The 18,965-nt window shown below is 53.5% G+C and carries 17 protein-coding genes; 4 read left to right on the top strand and 13 right to left on the bottom strand.

The genetic code is table 11. The features are described 5' to 3' along the window. Position 1 precedes the first annotated feature (1 nt). The gene (locus SK47_RS00685) at positions 2 to 1,129 is read right to left on the bottom strand and encodes a glycosyltransferase family 4 protein (protein WP_045332962.1); all 1,128 of its coding nucleotides are present in this window, start codon (positions 1,127 to 1,129) and stop codon (positions 2 to 4) included. Continuing rightward, on the bottom strand, positions 1,126 to 2,196 hold the full coding sequence (rfaQ, locus tag SK47_RS00680; protein ID WP_072163321.1) for a putative lipopolysaccharide heptosyltransferase III: 1,071 nt from the start codon (positions 2,194 to 2,196) through the stop codon (positions 1,126 to 1,128). Before rfaQ ends, SK47_RS00685 begins: the two co-directional genes overlap by 4 nt. Before the next feature lie 150 nt (positions 2,197 to 2,346). Between rfaQ and SK47_RS00675 the strand changes: the two genes are divergently transcribed. Beyond that, positions 2,347 to 3,300: a polysaccharide deacetylase family protein gene (locus SK47_RS00675; protein WP_022650150.1), complete on the top strand. Its 954-nt coding sequence runs from the start codon at positions 2,347 to 2,349 to the stop codon at positions 3,298 to 3,300. 26 nt (positions 3,301 to 3,326) lie between these two features. On the opposite strand, the gene SK47_RS00670 is transcribed toward SK47_RS00675, so the two are convergent. From SK47_RS00670 to rfaD, 6 genes are read right to left on the bottom strand one after another with little or no spacing between them, the layout of a single operon-like run. Beyond that, positions 3,327 to 4,538 carry an O-antigen ligase family protein gene (locus SK47_RS00670; protein WP_023315170.1) on the bottom strand — a complete coding sequence of 404 codons (1,212 nt, stop codon included), beginning with the start codon at positions 4,536 to 4,538 and terminating at the stop codon, positions 3,327 to 3,329. Beyond that, the gene (locus SK47_RS00665) at positions 4,526 to 5,425 is read right to left on the bottom strand and encodes a glycosyltransferase family 2 protein (RefSeq protein WP_048243326.1); all 900 of its coding nucleotides are present in this window, start codon (positions 5,423 to 5,425) and stop codon (positions 4,526 to 4,528) included. Before SK47_RS00665 ends, SK47_RS00670 begins: the two co-directional genes overlap by 13 nt. A 5-nt stretch (positions 5,426 to 5,430) precedes the next feature. Continuing rightward, a complete protein-coding gene (locus SK47_RS00660; RefSeq protein WP_032608201.1) occupies positions 5,431 to 6,540 on the bottom strand; it encodes a glycosyltransferase family 9 protein in 1,110 nt (369 codons plus the stop codon). Between the two features lie 3 nt (positions 6,541 to 6,543). Next, positions 6,544 to 7,527 carry a lipopolysaccharide heptosyltransferase RfaC gene (gene rfaC / locus SK47_RS00655; RefSeq protein WP_022646632.1) on the bottom strand — a complete coding sequence of 328 codons (984 nt, stop codon included), beginning with the start codon at positions 7,525 to 7,527 and terminating at the stop codon, positions 6,544 to 6,546. 3 nt (positions 7,528 to 7,530) lie between these two features. Next, entirely contained in the window at positions 7,531 to 8,577 is a 1,047-nt protein-coding gene (rfaF, locus tag SK47_RS00650) for an ADP-heptose--LPS heptosyltransferase RfaF (protein ID WP_048243324.1), read from the bottom strand. A gap of 2 nt (positions 8,578 to 8,579) precedes the next feature. Further along, complete coding sequence (gene rfaD, locus SK47_RS00645) at positions 8,580 to 9,512, bottom strand: ADP-glyceromanno-heptose 6-epimerase (RefSeq protein WP_003860858.1); 933 nt, start codon at positions 9,510 to 9,512, stop codon at positions 8,580 to 8,582. 213 nt (positions 9,513 to 9,725) lie between these two features. Here rfaD and kbl point away from each other — a divergent pair, with 213 nt between their 5' ends. Continuing rightward, the gene (gene kbl, locus SK47_RS00640; RefSeq protein ID WP_048243321.1) at positions 9,726 to 10,922 is read left to right on the top strand and encodes a glycine C-acetyltransferase; all 1,197 of its coding nucleotides are present in this window, start codon (positions 9,726 to 9,728) and stop codon (positions 10,920 to 10,922) included. 9 nt (positions 10,923 to 10,931) lie between these two features. Continuing rightward, a complete protein-coding gene (tdh, locus tag SK47_RS00635) occupies positions 10,932 to 11,960 on the top strand; it encodes an L-threonine 3-dehydrogenase (RefSeq protein WP_017383610.1) in 1,029 nt (342 codons plus the stop codon). A gap of 27 nt (positions 11,961 to 11,987) precedes the next feature. Here tdh and SK47_RS00630 read toward each other — a convergent pair whose 3' ends face one another. Both SK47_RS00630 and SK47_RS00625 read right to left on the bottom strand, forming a co-directional pair. Then, a complete protein-coding gene (locus tag SK47_RS00630; RefSeq protein WP_032608204.1) occupies positions 11,988 to 12,902 on the bottom strand; it encodes a hypothetical protein in 915 nt (304 codons plus the stop codon). 15 nt (positions 12,903 to 12,917) lie between these two features. Beyond that, positions 12,918 to 14,123: a glycosyltransferase gene (locus tag SK47_RS00625; protein WP_023315174.1), complete on the bottom strand. Its 1,206-nt coding sequence runs from the start codon at positions 14,121 to 14,123 to the stop codon at positions 12,918 to 12,920. Between the two features lie 205 nt (positions 14,124 to 14,328). Between SK47_RS00625 and SK47_RS00620 the strand changes: the two genes are divergently transcribed. Then, on the top strand, positions 14,329 to 15,129 hold the full coding sequence (locus SK47_RS00620) for a glycosyltransferase family 2 protein (RefSeq protein WP_023323978.1): 801 nt from the start codon (positions 14,329 to 14,331) through the stop codon (positions 15,127 to 15,129). An 11-nt stretch (positions 15,130 to 15,140) separates the two neighbouring features. On the opposite strand, the gene SK47_RS00615 is transcribed toward SK47_RS00620, so the two are convergent. The 3 genes from SK47_RS00615 to gpmM are packed head-to-tail and all read right to left on the bottom strand — an operon-like array spanning position 15,141 to position 18,914. Then, a complete protein-coding gene (locus SK47_RS00615) occupies positions 15,141 to 16,073 on the bottom strand; it encodes a divergent polysaccharide deacetylase family protein (protein ID WP_032634365.1) in 933 nt (310 codons plus the stop codon). A 3-nt stretch (positions 16,074 to 16,076) separates the two neighbouring features. Then, positions 16,077 to 17,336, bottom strand: a complete 1,260-nt coding sequence (gene envC / locus SK47_RS00610; protein ID WP_026094345.1) for a murein hydrolase activator EnvC — start codon at positions 17,334 to 17,336, stop codon at positions 16,077 to 16,079. A 33-nt stretch (positions 17,337 to 17,369) separates the two neighbouring features. After that, positions 17,370 to 18,914 carry a 2,3-bisphosphoglycerate-independent phosphoglycerate mutase gene (gene gpmM, locus SK47_RS00605; protein ID WP_022650159.1) on the bottom strand — a complete coding sequence of 515 codons (1,545 nt, stop codon included), beginning with the start codon at positions 18,912 to 18,914 and terminating at the stop codon, positions 17,370 to 17,372. Between the last annotated feature and the right edge of the window lie 51 nt (positions 18,915 to 18,965).

Genomic DNA, 18,965 nt, shown 5'->3' with positions numbered 1-18,965 from the left:
ATTAATCCAGTAATTTTTGATAAAGCGAAATAAGCTGACTTGATAGTTTTTCAGGGGTTGCTTCTCTGACGCGTTCACGCGCCGCAAGCCCCATATTATTATTTTTTTCCAGTGAAGGGATGGACATGACGGCCTCCTTCAATGTGTGGATATCAAGTGCATCACAGTAAAACCCGTTCTGGCCTTGCTCAATAAATTCTGAACCACCGCAACTCTCTGACGTAATGACGGGCAATCCACATGCCATTGCTTCAAGTATGACGTTAGGGAAAGGATCATACAGCGTCGGCAGCAGTAAACCATCAGAAAGCTGATAAAATGGCAGCGTCTCTTTTTGCATCCCCAGAAAACGGATTTGCCTTTCACAGCCTAATGAACGGGCGAGGTCGCGATAACGGCTTTCCGCTTTATCCTGACCGACCACAACCAGCCACGCCGATGTTCCTGCTATAGCCCGAATAGCGCTTGCCAGCCCCTTGCGTTCAAACCCTGAACCCACGAAGCAGAAAATGACGGCATCAGCGGGTAAGCCAAATTGCTGACGCAGTACAGCGCGTTGTCTCTCTTCTGCCGGAACGAAGCGGCTGGAATCTATTGAATTATAAATCACATGTATCTTTTTTGCGTCAATATCAAAGTCTTCGACGATTTCGCGTTTGATCATCTCCGCATTACAGATAACGGCTTTCAACTCGGGAGCCTGGTACATTTCACGTTCTGCGTTCATCACGTAGCGGTGATAACGATCGTTCATAAGCAGCTTCGCACGCCAGGCGGGAAGAATACGCGTACGCTGTAGCAGCCAGCGTCGATGTACACCATCCCCGGCGCGGTAAATATCGCAGCCCGGAATACGTTCGTGGCTCTGGACAATATCAAACTGCTGTTGCTGCCACAGCGCGCGTGCGGCGTGTGCAAAGCCGCGCTCACGGCTGATGCGGCCCCACTTTCGTGGATCGCAAATATGAATATGCCAGTCGTCCTGCTTTTCGCCCTGCCACTCGCGGGTGATGACGTTGAGCTCAAGATTTTGATTGCTCAGCGCGGTAAGTGCCCTGGAGACAAAACGTTCTGCTCCTCCATCCGGACGATATTTTTGGCGCACAATGGCCAGACGATGAAGCTTCATTGCAGGTATCTCCTTGCGGCGGAGACGACAGCATCAACGGGGATGGCGTCGAGATAACGTTCCGTCGTTTTTGTATCAATGGCGTCAGGGTTGGGAAGCGGGCCGTAGTTACCTGCCCAGATGACCTCGCCGTTAACCTGCCATGGCGACCAGAACGTCAATTTTGACGGGCCAAACAGCGCCACGCAGGGCGTCTGAAGGGCGGCGGCCATGTGCATGGGTACGGAGTCAACGCCAATGAACAGGATCGCGTGATCGATTAGCGAGGCCAGCTGGCGCAGGGTTAACTGCCCTGCCAGCGATACAACACCCGTCTGCGGGGAGGCGGCAAGAATGCGGTCAATCATCGCCAGCTCTTTCTTATCCGGTCCCGCCGTAAGGACGATAGTGTGGCCGTCCTGCTGCAACGTGGCGATAGTTTGCGCCATTTTGCCTTCGTCCCAGCACTTAAAGAACCAGCGTGACGTGGGTTGAATAACGATGTAGCGGTCTCCCACGCCCTTTTGTGTCAGCTTTTGGTGAGCATGGCGCCAGTCATCCGCGCTGTAAGCCATGGTGACGGTAGGGTTGGCCATTACCGGCAGCGCTGACAGTATGGAGAGATTTTGTTCAACGGTGTGCAGCGACTGATGGCTGGCGACCGAGACCAGTTCACTGTGACAAAAACGCCAGAAGGCATTCTTGCGCTTGTTAAAAGCGAACCCGAGCCGAACCGGTGCGCCGGTGAAGCGGGTAACAATCGCGCTGCGCCACTGATCGGCAAGATTGATCACCAGATGATAATGCTGAGCGCGTAAAGCACGAAGCAACTGCCACTCTTTTTGCAGGTGCTTCAGCGTCCCCAGCTGCTTCCATTTACGATCGATACCATAGATCGTCCCGATTGCCGGATGCGCGGCGAGCATGTCTCGCGTCTCTTCATAGAGAAGCACGTCGATTTGGGCTTCAGGCCATTTCTGGCGTAATGAATTGATGACGGGGGTGGTGAGTAACATGTCGCCATGATGGCGAAGTTTGATCAGTAAAATGCGCAAATCAGGCGTGTCAGGTAAGTTATTCATCATCATCTTATCGGCGTTGTACTATTGGCAATTCTAATAGACCTGGTAACGACTTGCACTCTTTCTCCATAATGTCAGGAATTTCCCTGGAAGGGTTTACTCCTGCTTTCGGGCGTGCGTAACATAGCGCTAACTATTTTGTCTTGCGGACTTATTATGAAAAAACCAGCGTTTATCATCACGATCGATACCGAAGGGGATAATCTCTGGCAGAACCACCGGGTGATCAAAACGGAAAACGCGCGCTACCTGGCGCGGTTTCAGGCGCTTTGTGAACGCTTCGGCTTTAAGCCCGTCTGGCTGACCAACTACGAGATGGCCGTCGAACCGGTATTCATTGAGTTCGCGAAAGAGGTCATAGCCCGCGGCCAGGGTGAGGTGGGAATGCATCTCCATGCCTGGAATAGCCCTCCGGAGCACGATCTGACCGGTGATGACTGGCGCTGGCAGCCTTATCTGATTGAGTTTTCAGACGAGGTCATGCGTGAGAAAGTGCTGTTCATGACCCGCTTACTGGAAGAGACTTTCCAGACAAAAATGCTCAGCCATCGCGCCGGGCGCTGGGCATTCGACAGCCGTTACGCCCGGTTGCTGATTGAGCTGGGGTATCAGGTAGATTGTTCCGTTACGCCGCGCGTGAACTGGCGCAACGCGAAAGGTGCCCCGCAGGGTAATGGCGGAACGAATTACCAGCATTTTCCCGATCGCGCCTATTTTTTGGACGTAGACGACATTTCCCGGCCGGGAAACAGCCCTCTCCTCGAAGTGCCGATGAGTATCCAGTATAAACACCCGGCATGGCTGAATTCCCTGAAGCAGGGTTACGATCGTCTGCGCGGTAAATACCGTTCTCCGTCAGTTAACTGGTTACGCCCGTCCGGCGGTAACGCGCAGGAGATGATTAAGGTTGCGCAGCAGTGCCTGGCTCAGGGGAATGACTACGTAGAGTTCATGCTGCATTCGTCGGAATTTATGCCTGGCGGCAGCCCTACTTTTAAAGACCAGGCCGCGATTGAGGGACTGTATCAGGATCTGGAGCAGCTCTTTACCTGGTTATCAGATAAGACCGTGGGGATGACGCTTGCGGAGTTTTACCAGTACAAAAAATAGTTATGCCCGCCAGGCGGGCATATTTATTATTGCTGCTTTGTTTGTGAGAAAGGTGTACTTAACGCAAACAAAATCATAAAGAAGATTAAGGCTTCTGAACTGAGCAGTATGACATCCGTCAGTCCATACAAAAGCAAAAGAAGCATTGACGTTAGCAGCAGCGCGTTTCTGTTTCGTAGGGCATACGCAATCATCGAAACGAAGAAAAAGAGCATTACCGCTACGCCGGGGATCCCCTGCAAAGAGTATTTCTCAATAAATTCATTATGCAGATGAACTTTGATGTATTCGAGTGCACTGCCAAGGTGCGGATGTCCGTCTTTAATATACTGCCGCGTCCACGCTTCACGCTGTTCCAGCGATTGCCCTAACGGATGCGCAAGACCATTCTCGATCCCGACAGTCCACATCGAAAAACGTGCGCCCAATGACGTGCGGTCAAAACCTTGTTGATAACGTTCAACCTCACGTTGGGTTTGTTTAATTTTCGGCGAAATCAATGGCTTGTAGCTAACGATTACAACGCCTGCAACAATGCATAGAAAGATGAGGGCGGATTTAAGATGAATCTTTCTGAAATGATAAAGCGTGAGCACAATTGCCAGAAGCAGATATAAACCCATCGCAGCACGGGTCCCCGTCAACAGTATGACGAAGTAAGAGATTAATATAGTGAAGCCCGCAACAACATACAGCTTCACGTTCTGTTGAAGGTAAAGACTGTATACGAAAGCCAGTGACAGGACAGAATAAACATAGGCTGAAACGGTGGCACGGTTAATTGCCATCTCAACGCGAGTCATACCTTGTGAGGCCTGCCACAAGCCATACCCTGTGGCGAGCACAAACCCTAAGGCCGTTGCGAAGAAGAAAAATTTCCTGAAGGTGTCCTTATCGATATAAAACTTAAAGCGGTCAATATAGAAAATCAGGACACTCGCTAAAATTAATTTTTTGCTGGCACCGAGATAGTCGCTGTAAAGGTTGAGTCCCTCGTTATGATACTCATAGAGTAAATACCAGCCGAGGTTAAGTAATCCAATCAGCAGAATGGGCAGCGCTATAGTAAAAGGTCGCAGAGTGATTTTTTTATATTCGAAAGCCAGGCCAATAATACTGACGTAAATAGCAATATAGAAAAACTCTCTTTGCTTCCCTGAACTGACTAAAGCCAGTATCAAAGAGATGAGGCTCAAAGCGATCGTCAGTTGATAGAGCCGTGGTTTTATTTTTTCCATAATGCCTCAATAACCCTTTTTTTATAGCTAAAACGAACATCGGTGGAGAGGAAAAAAGACAATGTATACATGGCCTTTACGCGTTGTTTCACGAGCTGCAATTGTTGGTCTGTAAGACAGGACCGATGGTTGCTGTAAATATCAAACCAGTGGCAATTGACGAGATGCTTGTAGCTTGACGGAAATGTTCTTTCCATCTGTAACGTGCATTCGACAAGCGTTGAAATTTTGCTGGCGTCCAGAGTGCTCGACAAACTGTCGCGACGCTTGATGTAATAATAATGCCCCTGGCGTTGATAGACTATTTTGTTCGATTGCATCAGCATTCCAGGGAAGACAGCGAAATCCTCATAACATAACATCGGAGGAATAGGGTTACTCTCGTACAGGCTACGATGAATAAACTGGCCAATGAGATGCGCCTGAAAGTCTTTATGGCGCAAGAAACGAGCGACTGCTTCATGTTGTGGCAATGGCACAGGATTAAATCCCTGCCAGTCTGAAGTCATTTTCCGGGGATCGCGAATCTCAAGCAAACGTGTCAGTAACATATCCGGACGTTGCGCTTTCAGGAAGGCTATTGCGTCCCCGAGGCTGCCCGGCTTTAAGCAATCGTCACTGTCGAGCATCGTAATATACTCTCCCGATGCCAGCGCGACAGCGCTGTTTCGTACCCGGCCTACGTTACGAAAGTTCACGGTGCGCGTGATGATCTGAGGAAATTTCGGCGACCACTCTTCAATTATTGCCTGCGTGGCATCCTCAGAACTGTCATTGAAAATAATGACTTCAGTGTCCTGACCGATTGCTGCCAGCAGGCTTGAAAGCGTGGCGTGCAGCGTAGCTTCAGCGTTATGCGCAGCAATAATGACGCTTAAAAAAGCCATAAAAATTAGTTTCCTTGAGCGTCGGTAGCGCTAGCCAGTGAGCGGGCTTTGGGTAATGTACGGACAAACTGCTGAAGATCGTGTAACGCGGAGTCAGTGACAGAGAATAGCGCTTCCCGTTCTTGCGGGAAGTAATAGCGCGTTTCAAACACATAAGAACAAATGTTGTCGTCATTCCCGATCAGCATCACATTGCCAAGCGGACGCTGTTCGTAATGACAACACGGTCCAAACAGCAGGACCACCGGCACGCCGACGGCGTCTGCGATATAGACATTCCCCGAGTCAGACGCGATATAGCAGTCCATCTTTGAAATGGCCCAGGGAAGCTCTTCTAGCGAAATTTTGCCAATAAGATTAATAAAATTAGGGATTTCACCGTAAAGGCGGGTGATATCATCCATCCACGACTGTTCGTTTGGCGCGCCGAAGACATAAAACTCGCAGGGTAAATCAGCGAGTTGATCAACAATCCGCTTCCAGATACCCGGAGGGACGGTTTTGGCTTTATTGCCTGCCGCAATACTGATGCCGATGCGGATAACGTCAGGTTTATCAAGAATAGCCGGCCAGGTCGTCGGCTTGAAGAGCGGCTTTGTGGCGTGCTTGGGAGAGTCTTGCCATGTGAGCGAGCGGTCGGCCAGTTTCAGGTAGTTCGTCACCGAAAGCGTTTTTTTGCCATGCTCAACGGTACCGTCGGCCGCGAGATAGAAAATCCCGTGATACCACCTGCGCGTGTAAATGCTTAAAAATTGTTTGTTTTTGGCATTGCAGACGGCGGCAAAAAAGAGGTTCACGCTGTTGGGCTGTAGCAGGTAGACGTTGTCGTAGCGGTTCATGATCCTGCACGCGAAGCACAGTTTACGCCACAGGTTGCGCTTATGCTGCTCAATAAAATAGATCTGCTCGATAGTCTCATCATGCTTCGCCAGCGCACCAACGCTGCGACTGATCAACACATCGCTTTTTTGCAGCCAGGCCAGAAGAGGCGTCGCATTAATAAAGTCACCGATTTTGGCTGTTTGAATGACAAGGTTCTTGCCCGTGTCCTTTCGAAACAGCTTCCGGATGAGTTTCACCGGAAAGAGTAAAATCAGCAGAAATACATAACTCATGGGTTAAATATCCCTGTTGGAAAGCCGATGGCTGCCCTGTAAAAATGAAAAAATAGCATCTGCGCTAATATCCTTCGTTTGTTGCGTAGGGCTGACCATCTGATGCTGGTTTTTACCGTAACCCCCGATCAACCCCGGATCGGTCGGGCCGAAAATCGTGATATTAGGTCGATCCAGTGCGGCGGTTAAATGGCTTAACCCTGTATCCACAGAAACGACGGCGTTTGCGCCCGCCAGCTGTGCGGCAACTTGCGCCAGCGTGAGTTTGGGTAACACCTCGACATGGGAAAAACCGGCTGCCAGACGCTCCGCACGCTGACGCTCATGTTCAGCGCCCCACGGGAGTTTAATATGGATACCGCAAGGTTGCATTAGTTCAATAAGCCTTCGCCAGTGCGTTTCCGGCCAGTGCTTATCGTCGCGCGTTGTGGCATGCAGGAACACCAGATACGGCTCGGCATGCTCCTCCGTCTCGCGCAAAAAATGCTGTGCAATAGCGTAGTCACCCTGGGCTTCAGGTTTTGCATAGCCCAGGCTTTTCGCGAACAGCTCGCGGGTGCGCTCCACGGCGTGCTGTTGTTTCGCAATATGGTGTCGACGGTTATAGAACAGGCTCGCCAGCGGTTCGCGGGCGGTTTGCCAGTCCATGCCGTGCTTTACGCCGTGCGCCAGACGCGTGACCAGCGCGGCGCTTTTCACCAGCCCCTGGGCGTCGACGATCGCGTCGTAACGCCGGGCCTGCACCGCTTCGCGGAAGGCTTTGCGTTCGGCTTTAATCGGTGCGGAGAACCACGCTTTGCGCCAGCGGCGAATGGCCACCGGGATCACGCGATCAACCGCTTCATGCCAGGTGGGGATCTGCGCGAAGCCTTCTTCCACCACCCAGTCAAAACGGATGCCGGGAATGGCCCGCATGGCGTCCGTCAGCGACGGCAGCGTATGCAGAACATCACCCATTGAGGAGGTTTTAACGATCAATACCCGCATCCGTTATCCTTCTTCGCTCAACAGCAATGCGTTGAGTTCTTCAAGGACGCGCTGCGGCGTGATGTCGATCAGGCTCTGATGATAGCCTTCTGCGGCATCGCCTTTACGCACCTTGTGGTAGCCGGTGATTAAACGGATCACGCGCGCCTTGTGCGACAGCGGCGGCGTGAAGTCCGGGCTGCTTGGGCCATACAGCGCAACCAGGGGACGATCCAGCGCGGCGGCGACGTGCATTAAACCGGAGTCGTTCGTCACCACGGCTTTACAGGCGGCAATCAAAATAACCGCCTGCTCGAGCTGCGTTTCCCCAGCCAGGTTTCGGCACCAGGCCTGTTGCTCGGTACTGAGCGTGGCGAGAATTTCATTGCCCGCCTCATGATCTTTCGCCGAGCCAAACAGCACAATCTGATAGCCTTCATCGATAAGCTGTTTCGCCAGCTCTGCATAGTGATAGTGCGGCCAGCGTTTTGCCGGACCAAACTCCGCGCCAGGGCAGAACCCAATCATCGGGCGTTCGGACGAAATGCCAAATGCGTTGCAGGTGTGGGATTTCTCCCCATCGCTTACCTGGAGCTGCGGCCACAGCAGCGGCTGCGGCAGATCTTTCGCGCTGCGCATCACGCCTTTGTCGTAGGCCAGCGCCACGTAGCGCTCGACCATCAGCGGCCAGGCCTCTTTATCCAGCACACGAGCATCGTTCAGCAGGCCGTAGCGCATTTCACCGCGCCAGCCGGTACGATGCGGGATGCCCGCAAAGAAGGGCACAAGGGCAGATTTGAAGGAGTTAGGTAGCACGTAGGCGCGGTCATAGCGTTTCTCGCGCAGGCTGTGGCCGAGTTTGCGGCGTTCACCGATTTCCAGCGTCCCGTGGCCGAGCGGCATCGGGATCGCCTCGTTCACTTCCGGCATACGCGATAACAGCGGACGGCACCATGCGGGTGCCATCACGTCGATTATCGCCTGGGGATAACGCGCCTTGAGCGTGCGATAGAGACTTTGCGACATCATCATGTCGCCCACCCATGACGGGCCGATCACCAGAATTTTCATACTTATGCGTCGCGGTTCAGCCAGGCCATATATTCCGTTACGCCTTCGGCAACGGTCTTGAACGGCTTGTCATAGCCTGCGGCGCGCAGGTTAGTCAGGTCCGCCTGAGTGAATGCCTGGTAGCGGCCTTTCAGCTTATCCGGGAACGGAATGTACTCGATGCTGCCTTTCTTATGGTACGCCAGCGTCGCGTCTGCCACCGCCTGGAAGGATTCCGCGCGGCCGGTGCCCAGGTTGAAAATGCCGGACACGCCATTTTCCAGGAACCACAGGTTCACTGCCGCCACGTCGCCCACGTAGACGAAGTCACGCTTGAAGCCGTCGCTGCCTTCGAACAGTTTCGGGCTTTCGCCGTTATTTAACTGGGTGTTCAGGTGGAACGCCACGCTCGCCATGCTGCCTTTATGGCCTTCGCGCGGCCCGTAGACGTTGAAGTAGCGGAAGCCGACAATTTGCGAGTTCGCTTCTGGCAGGATCTGACGCACGTACTCATCAAACAGGAATTTGGAGTAACCGTAGACGTTCAGCGGCTGCTCATATTCGCGGGATTCGATGAAATCTGAAGTGCGACCACCGTAGGTTGCCGCGGAAGAGGCGTACAGGAACGGAATTTCACGCTCCAGGCAGTAGTGCAGGAGCTCTTTGGAGTACTGATAGTTGTTATCCATCATGTACTTGCCGTCCCACTCGGTGGTGGAGGAGCATGCACCTTCGTGGAAGATGGCTTCGATCTCGCCGAACTCTTCACCCGCCATAATCTGGATAAGGAAGTCTTCTTTATCCATGTAGTCAGCGATGTTCAGATCCACCAGGTTCACGAACTTGGTGCCGTCTTTCAGGTTGTCCACCACCAGAATGTCGGTGATGCCTTTGTCATTGAGGGCCTTAACAATATTGCTGCCGATAAAGCCCGCGCCGCCAGTAACGATGATCATAACTGTAACCTTTGAAGTATGAGTCGGGGAATATCCCGAACGCTAATCTCTTTATCATATCATCACAATGCTCAGGCTTCAGCCATTCACCGATATGCAGCAGGGGTACGCGTGATTTATGCTGCAAAAACGAGAAGAGATACTGCGTCATCTCGTCATGAACTATTGGTTTGGGTAATATGTGCCAAAATTTGCCGAGTCTGGAGAATTGCAATGCGTGGTGATTTTTACAAACAGTTAAACAGCGACCTCGAGACCGCACGTGCGGAAGGGTTGTTCAAAGAAGAGCGTATTATCACGTCTGCCCAGCAGGCGGACATCACCGTTGCCGACGGCAGCCATGTGATCAACTTTTGCGCGAACAACTACTTAGGTCTTGCGAATCACCCTGAGCTGATTGCCGCGGCGAAAAGCGGCATGGACACCCACGGTTTCGGTATGGCCTCCGTTCGCTTTATCTGCGGTACCCAGGACAGCCACAAGCAGCTTGAGCAAAAGCTGGCGAACTTCCTCGGAATGGAAGACGCGATTCTGTACTCATCCTGCTTCGACGCCAACGGCGGTCTGTTTGAAACCCTGCTCGGCGCAGAAGATGCGATTATCTCCGACGCCCTGAACCACGCCTCCATCATCGACGGTGTTCGCCTGTGTAAAGCGAAGCGTTTCCGCTACGCCAACAACGACATGGTTGAGCTGGAAGCCCGCCTGAAAGAGGCACGCGAAGCGGGTGCCCGCCACGTGCTGATCGCCACCGACGGCGTGTTCTCCATGGATGGCGTGATCGCCAACCTGAAGGGCGTGTGCGATCTGGCGGATAAATACGACGCGCTGGTGATGGTGGATGACTCTCACGCGGTTGGCTTTGTCGGCGAAAACGGCCGCGGCTCCCACGAATACTGCGACGTAATGGGCCGCGTGGACATCATCACCGGTACGCTGGGCAAAGCGCTCGGCGGCGCGTCTGGCGGTTATACCGCTGCGCGTAAAGAGGTGGTTGAGTGGCTGCGTCAGCGCTCCCGCCCGTACCTGTTCTCCAACTCCCTGGCACCGGCGATTGTGGCTGCCTCTATTAAAGTGCTGGAGATGGTGGAATCCGGCGCTGAGCTGCGCGACCGCCTGTGGGCTAACGCCCGCCTGTTCCGTGAAAAAATGAGTGCCGCAGGATTCACCCTGGCCGGTGCCGATCACGCGATCATTCCGGTGATGCTGGGCGACGCGGTTGTCGCGCAGAAATTTGCTCGTGAGCTTCAGAAAGAAGGGATTTACGTGACCGGGTTCTTCTTCCCGGTGGTACCAAAAGGTCAGGCGCGTATCCGCACCCAGATGTCTGCGGCGCACTCGCCTGAACAAATTGAACGTGCGGTGGAAGCCTTTACCCGCATCGGCAAACAGCTGGGCGTAATTGCCTGAGGACGTGTGATGAAAGCGTTATCCAAACTGAAAGCGGAAGAAGGGATTTGGATGACCGACGTACCGGAGCCGGAAGTCGGTCATAACGATCTGCTGATCAAAATTCGTAAAACCGCCATCTGCGGTACTGACGTTCACATCTACAACTGGGACCAGTGGTCGCAAAAAACTATTCCCGTGCCAATGGTAGTCGGCCACGAATATGTCGGCGAAGTAGTCGGCATCGGCCAGGAAGTGAAAGGCTTCAACATTGGCGACCGCGTCTCCGGTGAAGGCCACATTACCTGTGGTCACTGCCGCAACTGTCGCGGTGGGCGTACCCACCTGTGCCGCAACACCGTCGGCGTGGGCGTGAACCGTCCGGGCTGCTTCGCGGAATACCTGGTGATCCCGGCGTTTAACGCGTTCAAAATCCCGGACAATATCTCTGACGATCTGGCCTCCATCTTCGACCCGTTCGGCAACGCGGTACATACGGCGCTCTCCTTCGACCTGGTGGGGGAAGACGTGCTGGTCTCCGGCGCAGGCCCCATCGGTATTATGGCGGCTGCCGTGGCGAAGCATGTGGGTGCGCGCAACGTGGTGATCACCGACGTGAACGAATACCGCCTGTCGCTGGCGCGCAAAATGGGCGTCACCCGCGCGGTGGATGTCTCGAAAGAGAGCCTGACCGACGTGATGGAAGAGCTGGGCATGACCGAAGGCTTTGACGTGGGTCTGGAGATGTCCGGCGCGCCACCCGCGTTCCGCACCATGCTCGACACCATGAACCACGGTGGTCGTATCGCGATGCTGGGTATTCCGCCGTCAGATATGTCCATCGACTGGAACAAAGTCATCTTCAAGGGGCTATTCATTAAGGGCATCTATGGCCGCGAGATGTTTGAGACCTGGTACAAGATGGCCGCGCTGATCCAGTCTGGTCTGGATCTGTCCCCGATTATCACTCACCGTTTCTCCATCGATGAGTTCCAGCAGGGCTTTGACGCGATGCGTTCCGGCCAGTCAGGGAAAGTGATCCTGAGCTGGGATAAATAATGAAAAAGGGGCCAGCGGCCCCTTTTTTTACTGATTCTTTTTCTCTTCGTCCGTCAGGTAACGCACCTTGCGGGTGTAGTCCTGACCTTTGAACAGCAGTTTGTTATCCGGCGATTCCAGATACTTCTGCCACTCGGAAAGCGGGAAACCACCGTGCGCGCCAATCACCTCTTTCGGCACAACGGCTTCCTGACCGCCGATCTTCTTGGAGACCGGCCAGTTCATCCAGTCGCCCAGGTTAACCGTTTTTACATCCAGCATGTCCAGCAGCGCAGCGAGCGGCAGCTGATCGGTCGGCGGCTGCGTATCGTCCATCAGCTCCCAGGTATCCTGGAACAGCGTCAGCCACAGCGGGCAGATACGGCGCCAGGTCTTTTTGGTGGCCGCAAGAAACGCGCCGTTAACGTGATCGACCAGATACGGGCGCACCGTTTCTTTGTAATATGCCGGCACTTTCTCCGCTGGCGCACCGTCCAGCTTGGCAATCATTTTGCCCTGACGGAAGCTGGAGTAGATGTGCATATCCGCCATGTTGATCTCTGGCATTTTAAGCAGGTTGAGATCGGAGTCGATCATCAGCACCCCTTCACCGCGCGCCTGCAACGGAGCATTAAGCTTCACCAGACGACTGAGGTAGATCTGCTTATAGCGGTACCCCTCTTCACGTTTTGGAAGCGTGAGGGTGACAACGCGGGTTTTTAGCGGCAGCTCGCCGAAAGCGGATTCAGGCTGATCGCTGACGATAACAATCTCGCTGACGTCGGTGGCGTAACGCTCTGCAAAGGTCGCTGATAATAACGCCTCTTCGACGAAATCCGCGCCCGTACAAGGGATCACGATGGAATCAACCGCAACGAGATCGCGCGTGACCGGAAGGGAAGCGTAGGGAATGTTATGACGCCCGGTAATGTGGCGGTAGCGAGCATTCAGGAATTTAAACATGTTCTTCTCGTTTGGTTATTGCGCGCCAAGAACGGCCTCGACACCGTTAACATAGCTTTCAATGGCATACATGTTGCAGACATTCTGGTGTGCGGCAGCGGCGAGCCGGGCGCGCAGAGCAGGATCCTGCCAGATATTATCCAGATGTTGAGCAAGTTGCGACACGTCGCTCCACGGAAACAGCAGGCCGGTCGACTCGTGGTCGATCAATTCTGCCGTGCCGGTCACCTTTGAACCAATCACTGGGATGTTCAGCAGCATTGCCTCCAGCACGACGCGCGGCAGACCTTCGCTCTTCGAGGCCAGAATAAACGCGTCAAAGGTAGCAAGGTAGTCAAAAGGCGTGTTCTGGAAACCGGTAAAAATCACGTGTTCAGCAATCCCCAGCGCGTCAGCCTGTGCCGTCAGCGCGCCGCGCTCAGCCCCTTCACCGACCAGCACCATCTTCCATTTTGCCTGCGGGTGCCTCTGGTTGAACTGGGCCAGCGCCTCCAGCGTGTGATGATTGGCCTTGCGAGGGATTAACGAGCCAACGCTGCCGAACACAAACGTGTCATCATCAATGTTCAGGCGCTGGCGCATCGCGCGTCGGTCGGGCAAAGGCTGGTGGATGTCGATGGCATTGTTGACCGTGGTACACAGCGCTGGCCGGACGCCATGCTGAAGTAGCACACGTTCAACGCCGTGCGAGACGGCGATGATTTTTGTGGCATGGGTATTCACCAGCTTCACCAGCGGCGGGGTTAGCACCGGTTCAATCCGGCAGTGCTGGATTATCCGCGCATGCAGGTTTGCGCCCGCCAGATACCCTTCTTCGTTAGAGCCTGGCTGGTTGTTCATATACAGCGTATCGAATCCACCTTCCCTGAAAATGGTCTCGATCTTGCTGACGTTGGGGCGAATGCGCCACAGGGTATCGATATGTCGCGTAAATGCTTTGCGCGCCGAACGCGAGAAAAACAGCAGACCACGTCCCGCTTCTTTCAGGAGTTTTGCCCATGCCGGTTGCTTACGTTGAGGGATAACGAGTAGAGGTATCCCAATGCTATTGAGCACCTGGCCTATCGTTTCACCTTCAGCACGACTATAATCACTGTAAAAACAACAAGTAATGTCGAATTTTTCGCGGTTGATTCGCTTCAGAAGCTCAAGCATACTGTTGGTACCTCCCCCCCATTCTTTGCCCGTGTCCAGGAGGAGGATTTTACGTTTTTGCGGCATGTCTGAATCCGTATGCTACCCTTCATCTGACCGCATTATAAAGAATTTGTTGAAATAAAATAGATTTTTTGTATTTCTTTGTCTTTTTATAAGAAAACGTTTTAAACGCGCTTATTTTAAAAGTGTGATTTAAGACTTTAATCGCCTCTTCTCAATTAGATACTATTAGCGAAAGTATTTATGTTGTTATTGAGAGAGTGAGAAAATGTTTAAAATAACGGTCTGCTTATTAACGTTTAACTCCGAAAGAACGTTGCACGATGTTATTCCTCCTCTTTTAAAAATAGCGGATGAATTCGTTGTAGTTGATTCCGGAAGTACAGACGCAACGATATATATTTGCCAGAGTTATGGATTGTCGGCCATATTCAAAAAATATAGCTGGCACGGCGAGCAGATGAACCATGCCGTATCCCATGCGCACAACGACTGGGTGCTGTGCATGGACAGCGACGAAATACTCGATCAAGAAACCGTTGATGCTATTTTAAAATTAAAAATGGGCGATGAACCCGAACCGGATATGGCGTGGCGGATATGTCGTCACTGGTTTGTTCTGGGAGAAAATGTCCGAACGATTTATCCCGTCTCATCACCGGATTATCCGGTGCGTCTTTTTAACCGTACGCAGTCGCGATTTAATAACCGGCCAGTAGACGATCAGGTCGAAGGTTTTCTCCATTCTGAACGTATTCCTGGCTATGTCAGACATGATACATTTTATTCACTGCATGAACTTTTCAATAAATTAAACGGATATACCACTCGCCTGGTTCAATATCAGACGATACGTCCCTCTCTTGGTCGCGGAGCGATCAGCGCTATCGGCGCATTTTTCAAATGGTATCTGTTTAGTGGTGCCTGGCGTCAGGGCAAAGTGGGTGTGGTGACAGGGTTTTATGCCACGGCGTACAGTTTTTTGAAGTATTTCAAGGCCTGGTATCAGAATCGGGAAAAGAAAGAGTCCGTTGCAAAAGAGCAGTCGGACTCTTATCTGGCAGAATAGGCGTTAGCCGATCAGGCTTTTTTTCCCCAACCCTGCCACTGTTGCTGGACGTATTTAACCAGCGTACTGCTGCTGATGCTTTCGCCAATCACCGTGAAGAAGCGGGTTGCATAGACCGGTTCAGGCGGCTGTTTCAGCGTGCAGTTCTTCACGCCGCGGAATGGATTACGTGGCCGCGTTGCGGGTGGTTGCGCGCTACCCGGACGGGAAGTATCCACCTGAGGTTCATTGAGCAGATCGCTCGGACGCACCAGCGTGATATCGGCGGGTAAGCCCGGCAACATTTGCTGCAAAACGCGAACGGTAGATGGATGCGGATGCCCAATGGCAATCGCCGAACCGTTACGGCGCGCCAGCTGTACCGCGCGGTTGAACTGGACGCGGATATCCGCTTCGTTCTGGGAGTCATCCAGGAATACTTTGCGCTTGATGACTTTCACGCCCGTTCCCTGAGCGGCACGCATCGCCTGGCTGTTGCCGATGGTCATGCTGTCGAGGAAATAGAGGTTGTAACGCTCCAGCGCCTGCATCACTTTCAGCATACCGTACAGGCTGGAGGTCATCGCGCTGCCCATATGGTTATTCAGACCCACGGCATACGGCACTTTATTGTATGCATCGCGGATGATGCGATCGATCTCGTCGCTGCTCATGTCCGGGCGCAGGGTATCTTTTTCCAGCGGCTGCTTGCTGAGGGGGGCCATCGGCAGATGGATAAGGACCTGATGGCCGCCATTGTGAGCTTTGGTCGCCATTTCATGCGCGTGAGGCGCATTAGGCAGGACGGCGACAGAGATGGCTGACGGCATCGCCAGCACCTGATTTTCATAGTGTGGTCGATAACCGAAGTCATCAATCACAATCGCGAGTTTGCCTGCATAAACCGGTGCAGCCAGCGCCAGTGCGCTGACTACGGAAAAAACAATTCGACGAAATTGAAGCAAAACTTATCTTCCCAACCACGGCTGTGGATTGACCGCCTGACCCTGACGACGAATTTCGAAATAGAGTGACGGGCGGCCCTGACCGCCACTGCTGCCCACAAGGGCAATGGGTTGACCCGCGCGCACCTGAGTGCCAACGCTGACCAGCGCACTCTGGTTGTAGCCGTAAAGACTCATGTCGCCTTTACCGTGTTCAACCACCACCACGAGCCCATAACCCTGTAGCCAGTCGGCCAGGATCACGCGGCCATCGGCGATGGCTTTCACTTCGCTACCTTCAGACGCACCGATAACGATCCCCTTCCAACGTAGCTCACCCTGCAACTGTTCGCCATAGCGATGCAGGATCGTACCGCGAACGGGCCAGTAAGCCTGACCACGCGGGGAGCCGAGGCCGCCGGTACGGGACATCAGGGAACGTTCATTTTCAGTCGGTTTGTAGGTGGTGCCTTTCCGGGAGGCTTCCTGCTGCTTATTACGCACCGCCTGCGCTTCGCGCGCTTCTTTTTCGGCGCGCGCTTTGGCCGCGGCTTCTGCCCGGGCAATGCTGTTACGCAGTCTCGATTCGTTGGCGCGCATTTCGCTCAGCTGGCTTTGTCCTGCCTGGATAGAGGACTCCAGCCCGGCGAGCGTCTTCTTACGCTCATTGCGCGCCTGCTCAAGCTTCTCCTGCTGCGCCTGCTGATCGTAGAGCAGCGTTTGCTGCTGGCTCTGCTTCTCTTCCAGCTCGGCTTTTTGCGTGGTGACTTCTTCGCGCGTCTGTTTCAGCTGCGCAATGGTCTCCTGACGCGCCTGGTTAAGATAGCCGAAATAGGCCTGTAAACGCTGACCTCGCTGGCTCTCTTCACCGCTGAGGATCAGCTGAAGGCCTGTGTGTTCACCCTGACGGAAAGCAGCATCAAGTTGTGCAGCAAGGTTCCGCTCCTGGGCATCGCGCTGACGCTCCAGTTTCGCAATCGACGCGTTCATTTCATCGATTTGCTTATTGAGCTGGGCAAGGGTGTTTTGTGTTTCACGCAGCTTACGCGCGGCGGCGGAAATGGCCTCTTCCTGCTTTTTAAGCTGGGCGAGCAGGGTGGCGCGCTGCTGTTGCTGCTGACGTACTGCACGCTCTTTGGCGGCGATATCGGCCTGAATGGATTTAAGCTGATCGCGGTCATCCGCATGGGCGGATGCGGCGCACAGCAATACGCCAGCGCTGAGTGCGCTGGCGCAAAGCAGAGGTCTGACTGATAACCGAAGCGGCTTCACGACCCATGTGATTGAAAAAATCGCCTTTCCCCTCATGGGGAGCGATTATTCCACGATGAACAGCGGCTTGCCAGTCATCTCTTCAGGGATTTCCATACCCATCAGCGACAACATGGTTGGCGCGATGTCGGAAAGCTTGCCGCCTTCCACTGCTTTCACTGATTTATCACCCACATAAATCAGTGGAACAGGCAGGTTGGTATGGGCGGTATGTGCCTGACCGGTTGCCGGGTCACGCATCTGTTCTGCGTTACCGTGGTCAGCGGTAATCAGCAGTTGGCCGCCTACGGATTCAACCGCTTTCGCAACCTGCTCAACGCAGTGGTCCAGCGCTTCAACCGCTTTAACGGCTGCTTCCATCACGCCGGTGTGGCCCACCATATCGCCATTCGGATAGTTACAGATGATGGTGTCGTATTTACCGCTTTGGATCGCGGCCACCAGTTTTTCGGTCAGCTCCGCAGAGCTCATTTCTGGCTGGAGATCGTAAGTGGCGACTTTCGGTGAGTTAATCAGGATGCGGTCTTCGCCTTTAAACGGCTCTTCTACGCCGCCGTTAAAGAAGAATGTCACGTGCGCATACTTCTCAGTTTCGGAGATGCGCAGCTGCGTTTTGTCATTTTTCGCCATCCACTCGCCGAAGGTGTTTGCCAGCGAGGCGGGTGGATACGCGCATGGGGCTTTGATATCCGCTGCATATTCGGTCAACTGGATGAAATCAATTTTCGCCACTTTCTTACGGGCGAAACCGTCGAAATCGCTGTTGACGAAGGCGCGGGTGATTTCGCGCGCGCGATCGGCACGGAAGTTCATGAAGATCAGCGCATCGCCATCTTCCATGGCGGCATCGGCCTGGCCTTCAGCGCGGATCACGGTTGCCTTCACAAATTCGTCGTTTTCATCACGCGCGTAAGCCGCTTCCAGGCCTTCAACGGCGGTCGGGAACTGGAACTCGCCTTTTGCCAGGGTCAGCAGATCATAGGCTTGCTCAACGCGGTCCCAGCGGTTGTCGCGGTCCATGGCATAGTAACGACCAATGATGGACGCCACGCGGCCTTTGCCCAGTGCGGCAAATTTGTCTTCAAACGCTTCAAGAGAACCTTTTGCGCTGCGTGGTGGCGTATCGCGACCATCCAGGAAGGCGTGCAGATAGATTTTTTCCGCACCGCGCTCAGCGGCCAGTTCTACCATCGCCATGATGTGATCTTCGTGGCTGTGAACACCGCCCGCAGAGAGCAGACCCATAATGTGAACGGCCTTGCCTGCGGCAACGGCTTTATCAACCGCTCCGGTGAGAGTTGGGTTGGCAAAGAATGTACGTTCTTTGATTTCAACGTCCAGGCGTGTCAGGTCCTGATAAACGATACGGCCCGCACCCAGGTTAACGTGACCCACTTCTGAGTTGCCCATCTGACGATCCGGCAGACCCACTTCCAGGCCAGACGCATCAATCAGGGTGTGGGGACGTTTTGCCCATAGCGCATCCATAACCGGGGTTTTGGCGTTGAAAATGGCGTTATCCTGTTGATCTTCACGGTAGCCATAGCCATCCAGAATCACCAGTACCATAGGTTTTTTAGAAACCGACATTGCGACAACCTCATGCTCAAGAGACAAAAAATTTGCGTAATTTTACTACAG

Origin of the sequence: Enterobacter sp. BWH52 (assembly GCF_001037565.1) — a bacterium.
Lineage (GTDB): Bacteria > Pseudomonadota > Gammaproteobacteria > Enterobacterales > Enterobacteriaceae > Enterobacter > Enterobacter hormaechei_C.
This window is presented reverse-complemented; position numbering and strand designations above follow the sequence as displayed.

What these genes read in the sequence shown, in the direction of transcription:
- SK47_RS00685 (WP_045332962.1), bottom strand. Translation starts at nt 1,129, where the DNA reads ATGAAGCTTCATCGTCTGGCCATTGTGCGCCAAAAATATCGTCCGGAT.
- rfaQ (WP_072163321.1), bottom strand. Translation starts at nt 2,196, where the DNA reads ATGATGATGAATAACTTACCTGACACGCCTGATTTGCGCATTTTACTG.
- SK47_RS00675 (WP_022650150.1), top strand. Translation starts at nt 2,347, where the DNA reads ATGAAAAAACCAGCGTTTATCATCACGATCGATACCGAAGGGGATAAT.
- SK47_RS00670 (WP_023315170.1), bottom strand. Translation starts at nt 4,538, where the DNA reads ATGGAAAAAATAAAACCACGGCTCTATCAACTGACGATCGCTTTGAGC.
- SK47_RS00665 (WP_048243326.1), bottom strand. Translation starts at nt 5,425, where the DNA reads ATGGCTTTTTTAAGCGTCATTATTGCTGCGCATAACGCTGAAGCTACG.
- SK47_RS00660 (WP_032608201.1), bottom strand. Translation starts at nt 6,540, where the DNA reads ATGAGTTATGTATTTCTGCTGATTTTACTCTTTCCGGTGAAACTCATC.
- rfaC (WP_022646632.1), bottom strand. Translation starts at nt 7,527, where the DNA reads ATGCGGGTATTGATCGTTAAAACCTCCTCAATGGGTGATGTTCTGCAT.
- rfaF (WP_048243324.1), bottom strand. Translation starts at nt 8,577, where the DNA reads ATGAAAATTCTGGTGATCGGCCCGTCATGGGTGGGCGACATGATGATG.
- rfaD (WP_003860858.1), bottom strand. Translation starts at nt 9,512, where the DNA reads ATGATCATCGTTACTGGCGGCGCGGGCTTTATCGGCAGCAATATTGTT.
- kbl (WP_048243321.1), top strand. Translation starts at nt 9,726, where the DNA reads ATGCGTGGTGATTTTTACAAACAGTTAAACAGCGACCTCGAGACCGCA.
- tdh (WP_017383610.1), top strand. Translation starts at nt 10,932, where the DNA reads ATGAAAGCGTTATCCAAACTGAAAGCGGAAGAAGGGATTTGGATGACC.
- SK47_RS00630 (WP_032608204.1), bottom strand. Translation starts at nt 12,902, where the DNA reads ATGTTTAAATTCCTGAATGCTCGCTACCGCCACATTACCGGGCGTCAT.
- SK47_RS00625 (WP_023315174.1), bottom strand. Translation starts at nt 14,123, where the DNA reads ATGCCGCAAAAACGTAAAATCCTCCTCCTGGACACGGGCAAAGAATGG.
- SK47_RS00620 (WP_023323978.1), top strand. Translation starts at nt 14,329, where the DNA reads ATGTTTAAAATAACGGTCTGCTTATTAACGTTTAACTCCGAAAGAACG.
- gpmM (WP_022650159.1), bottom strand. Translation starts at nt 18,914, where the DNA reads ATGTCGGTTTCTAAAAAACCTATGGTACTGGTGATTCTGGATGGCTAT.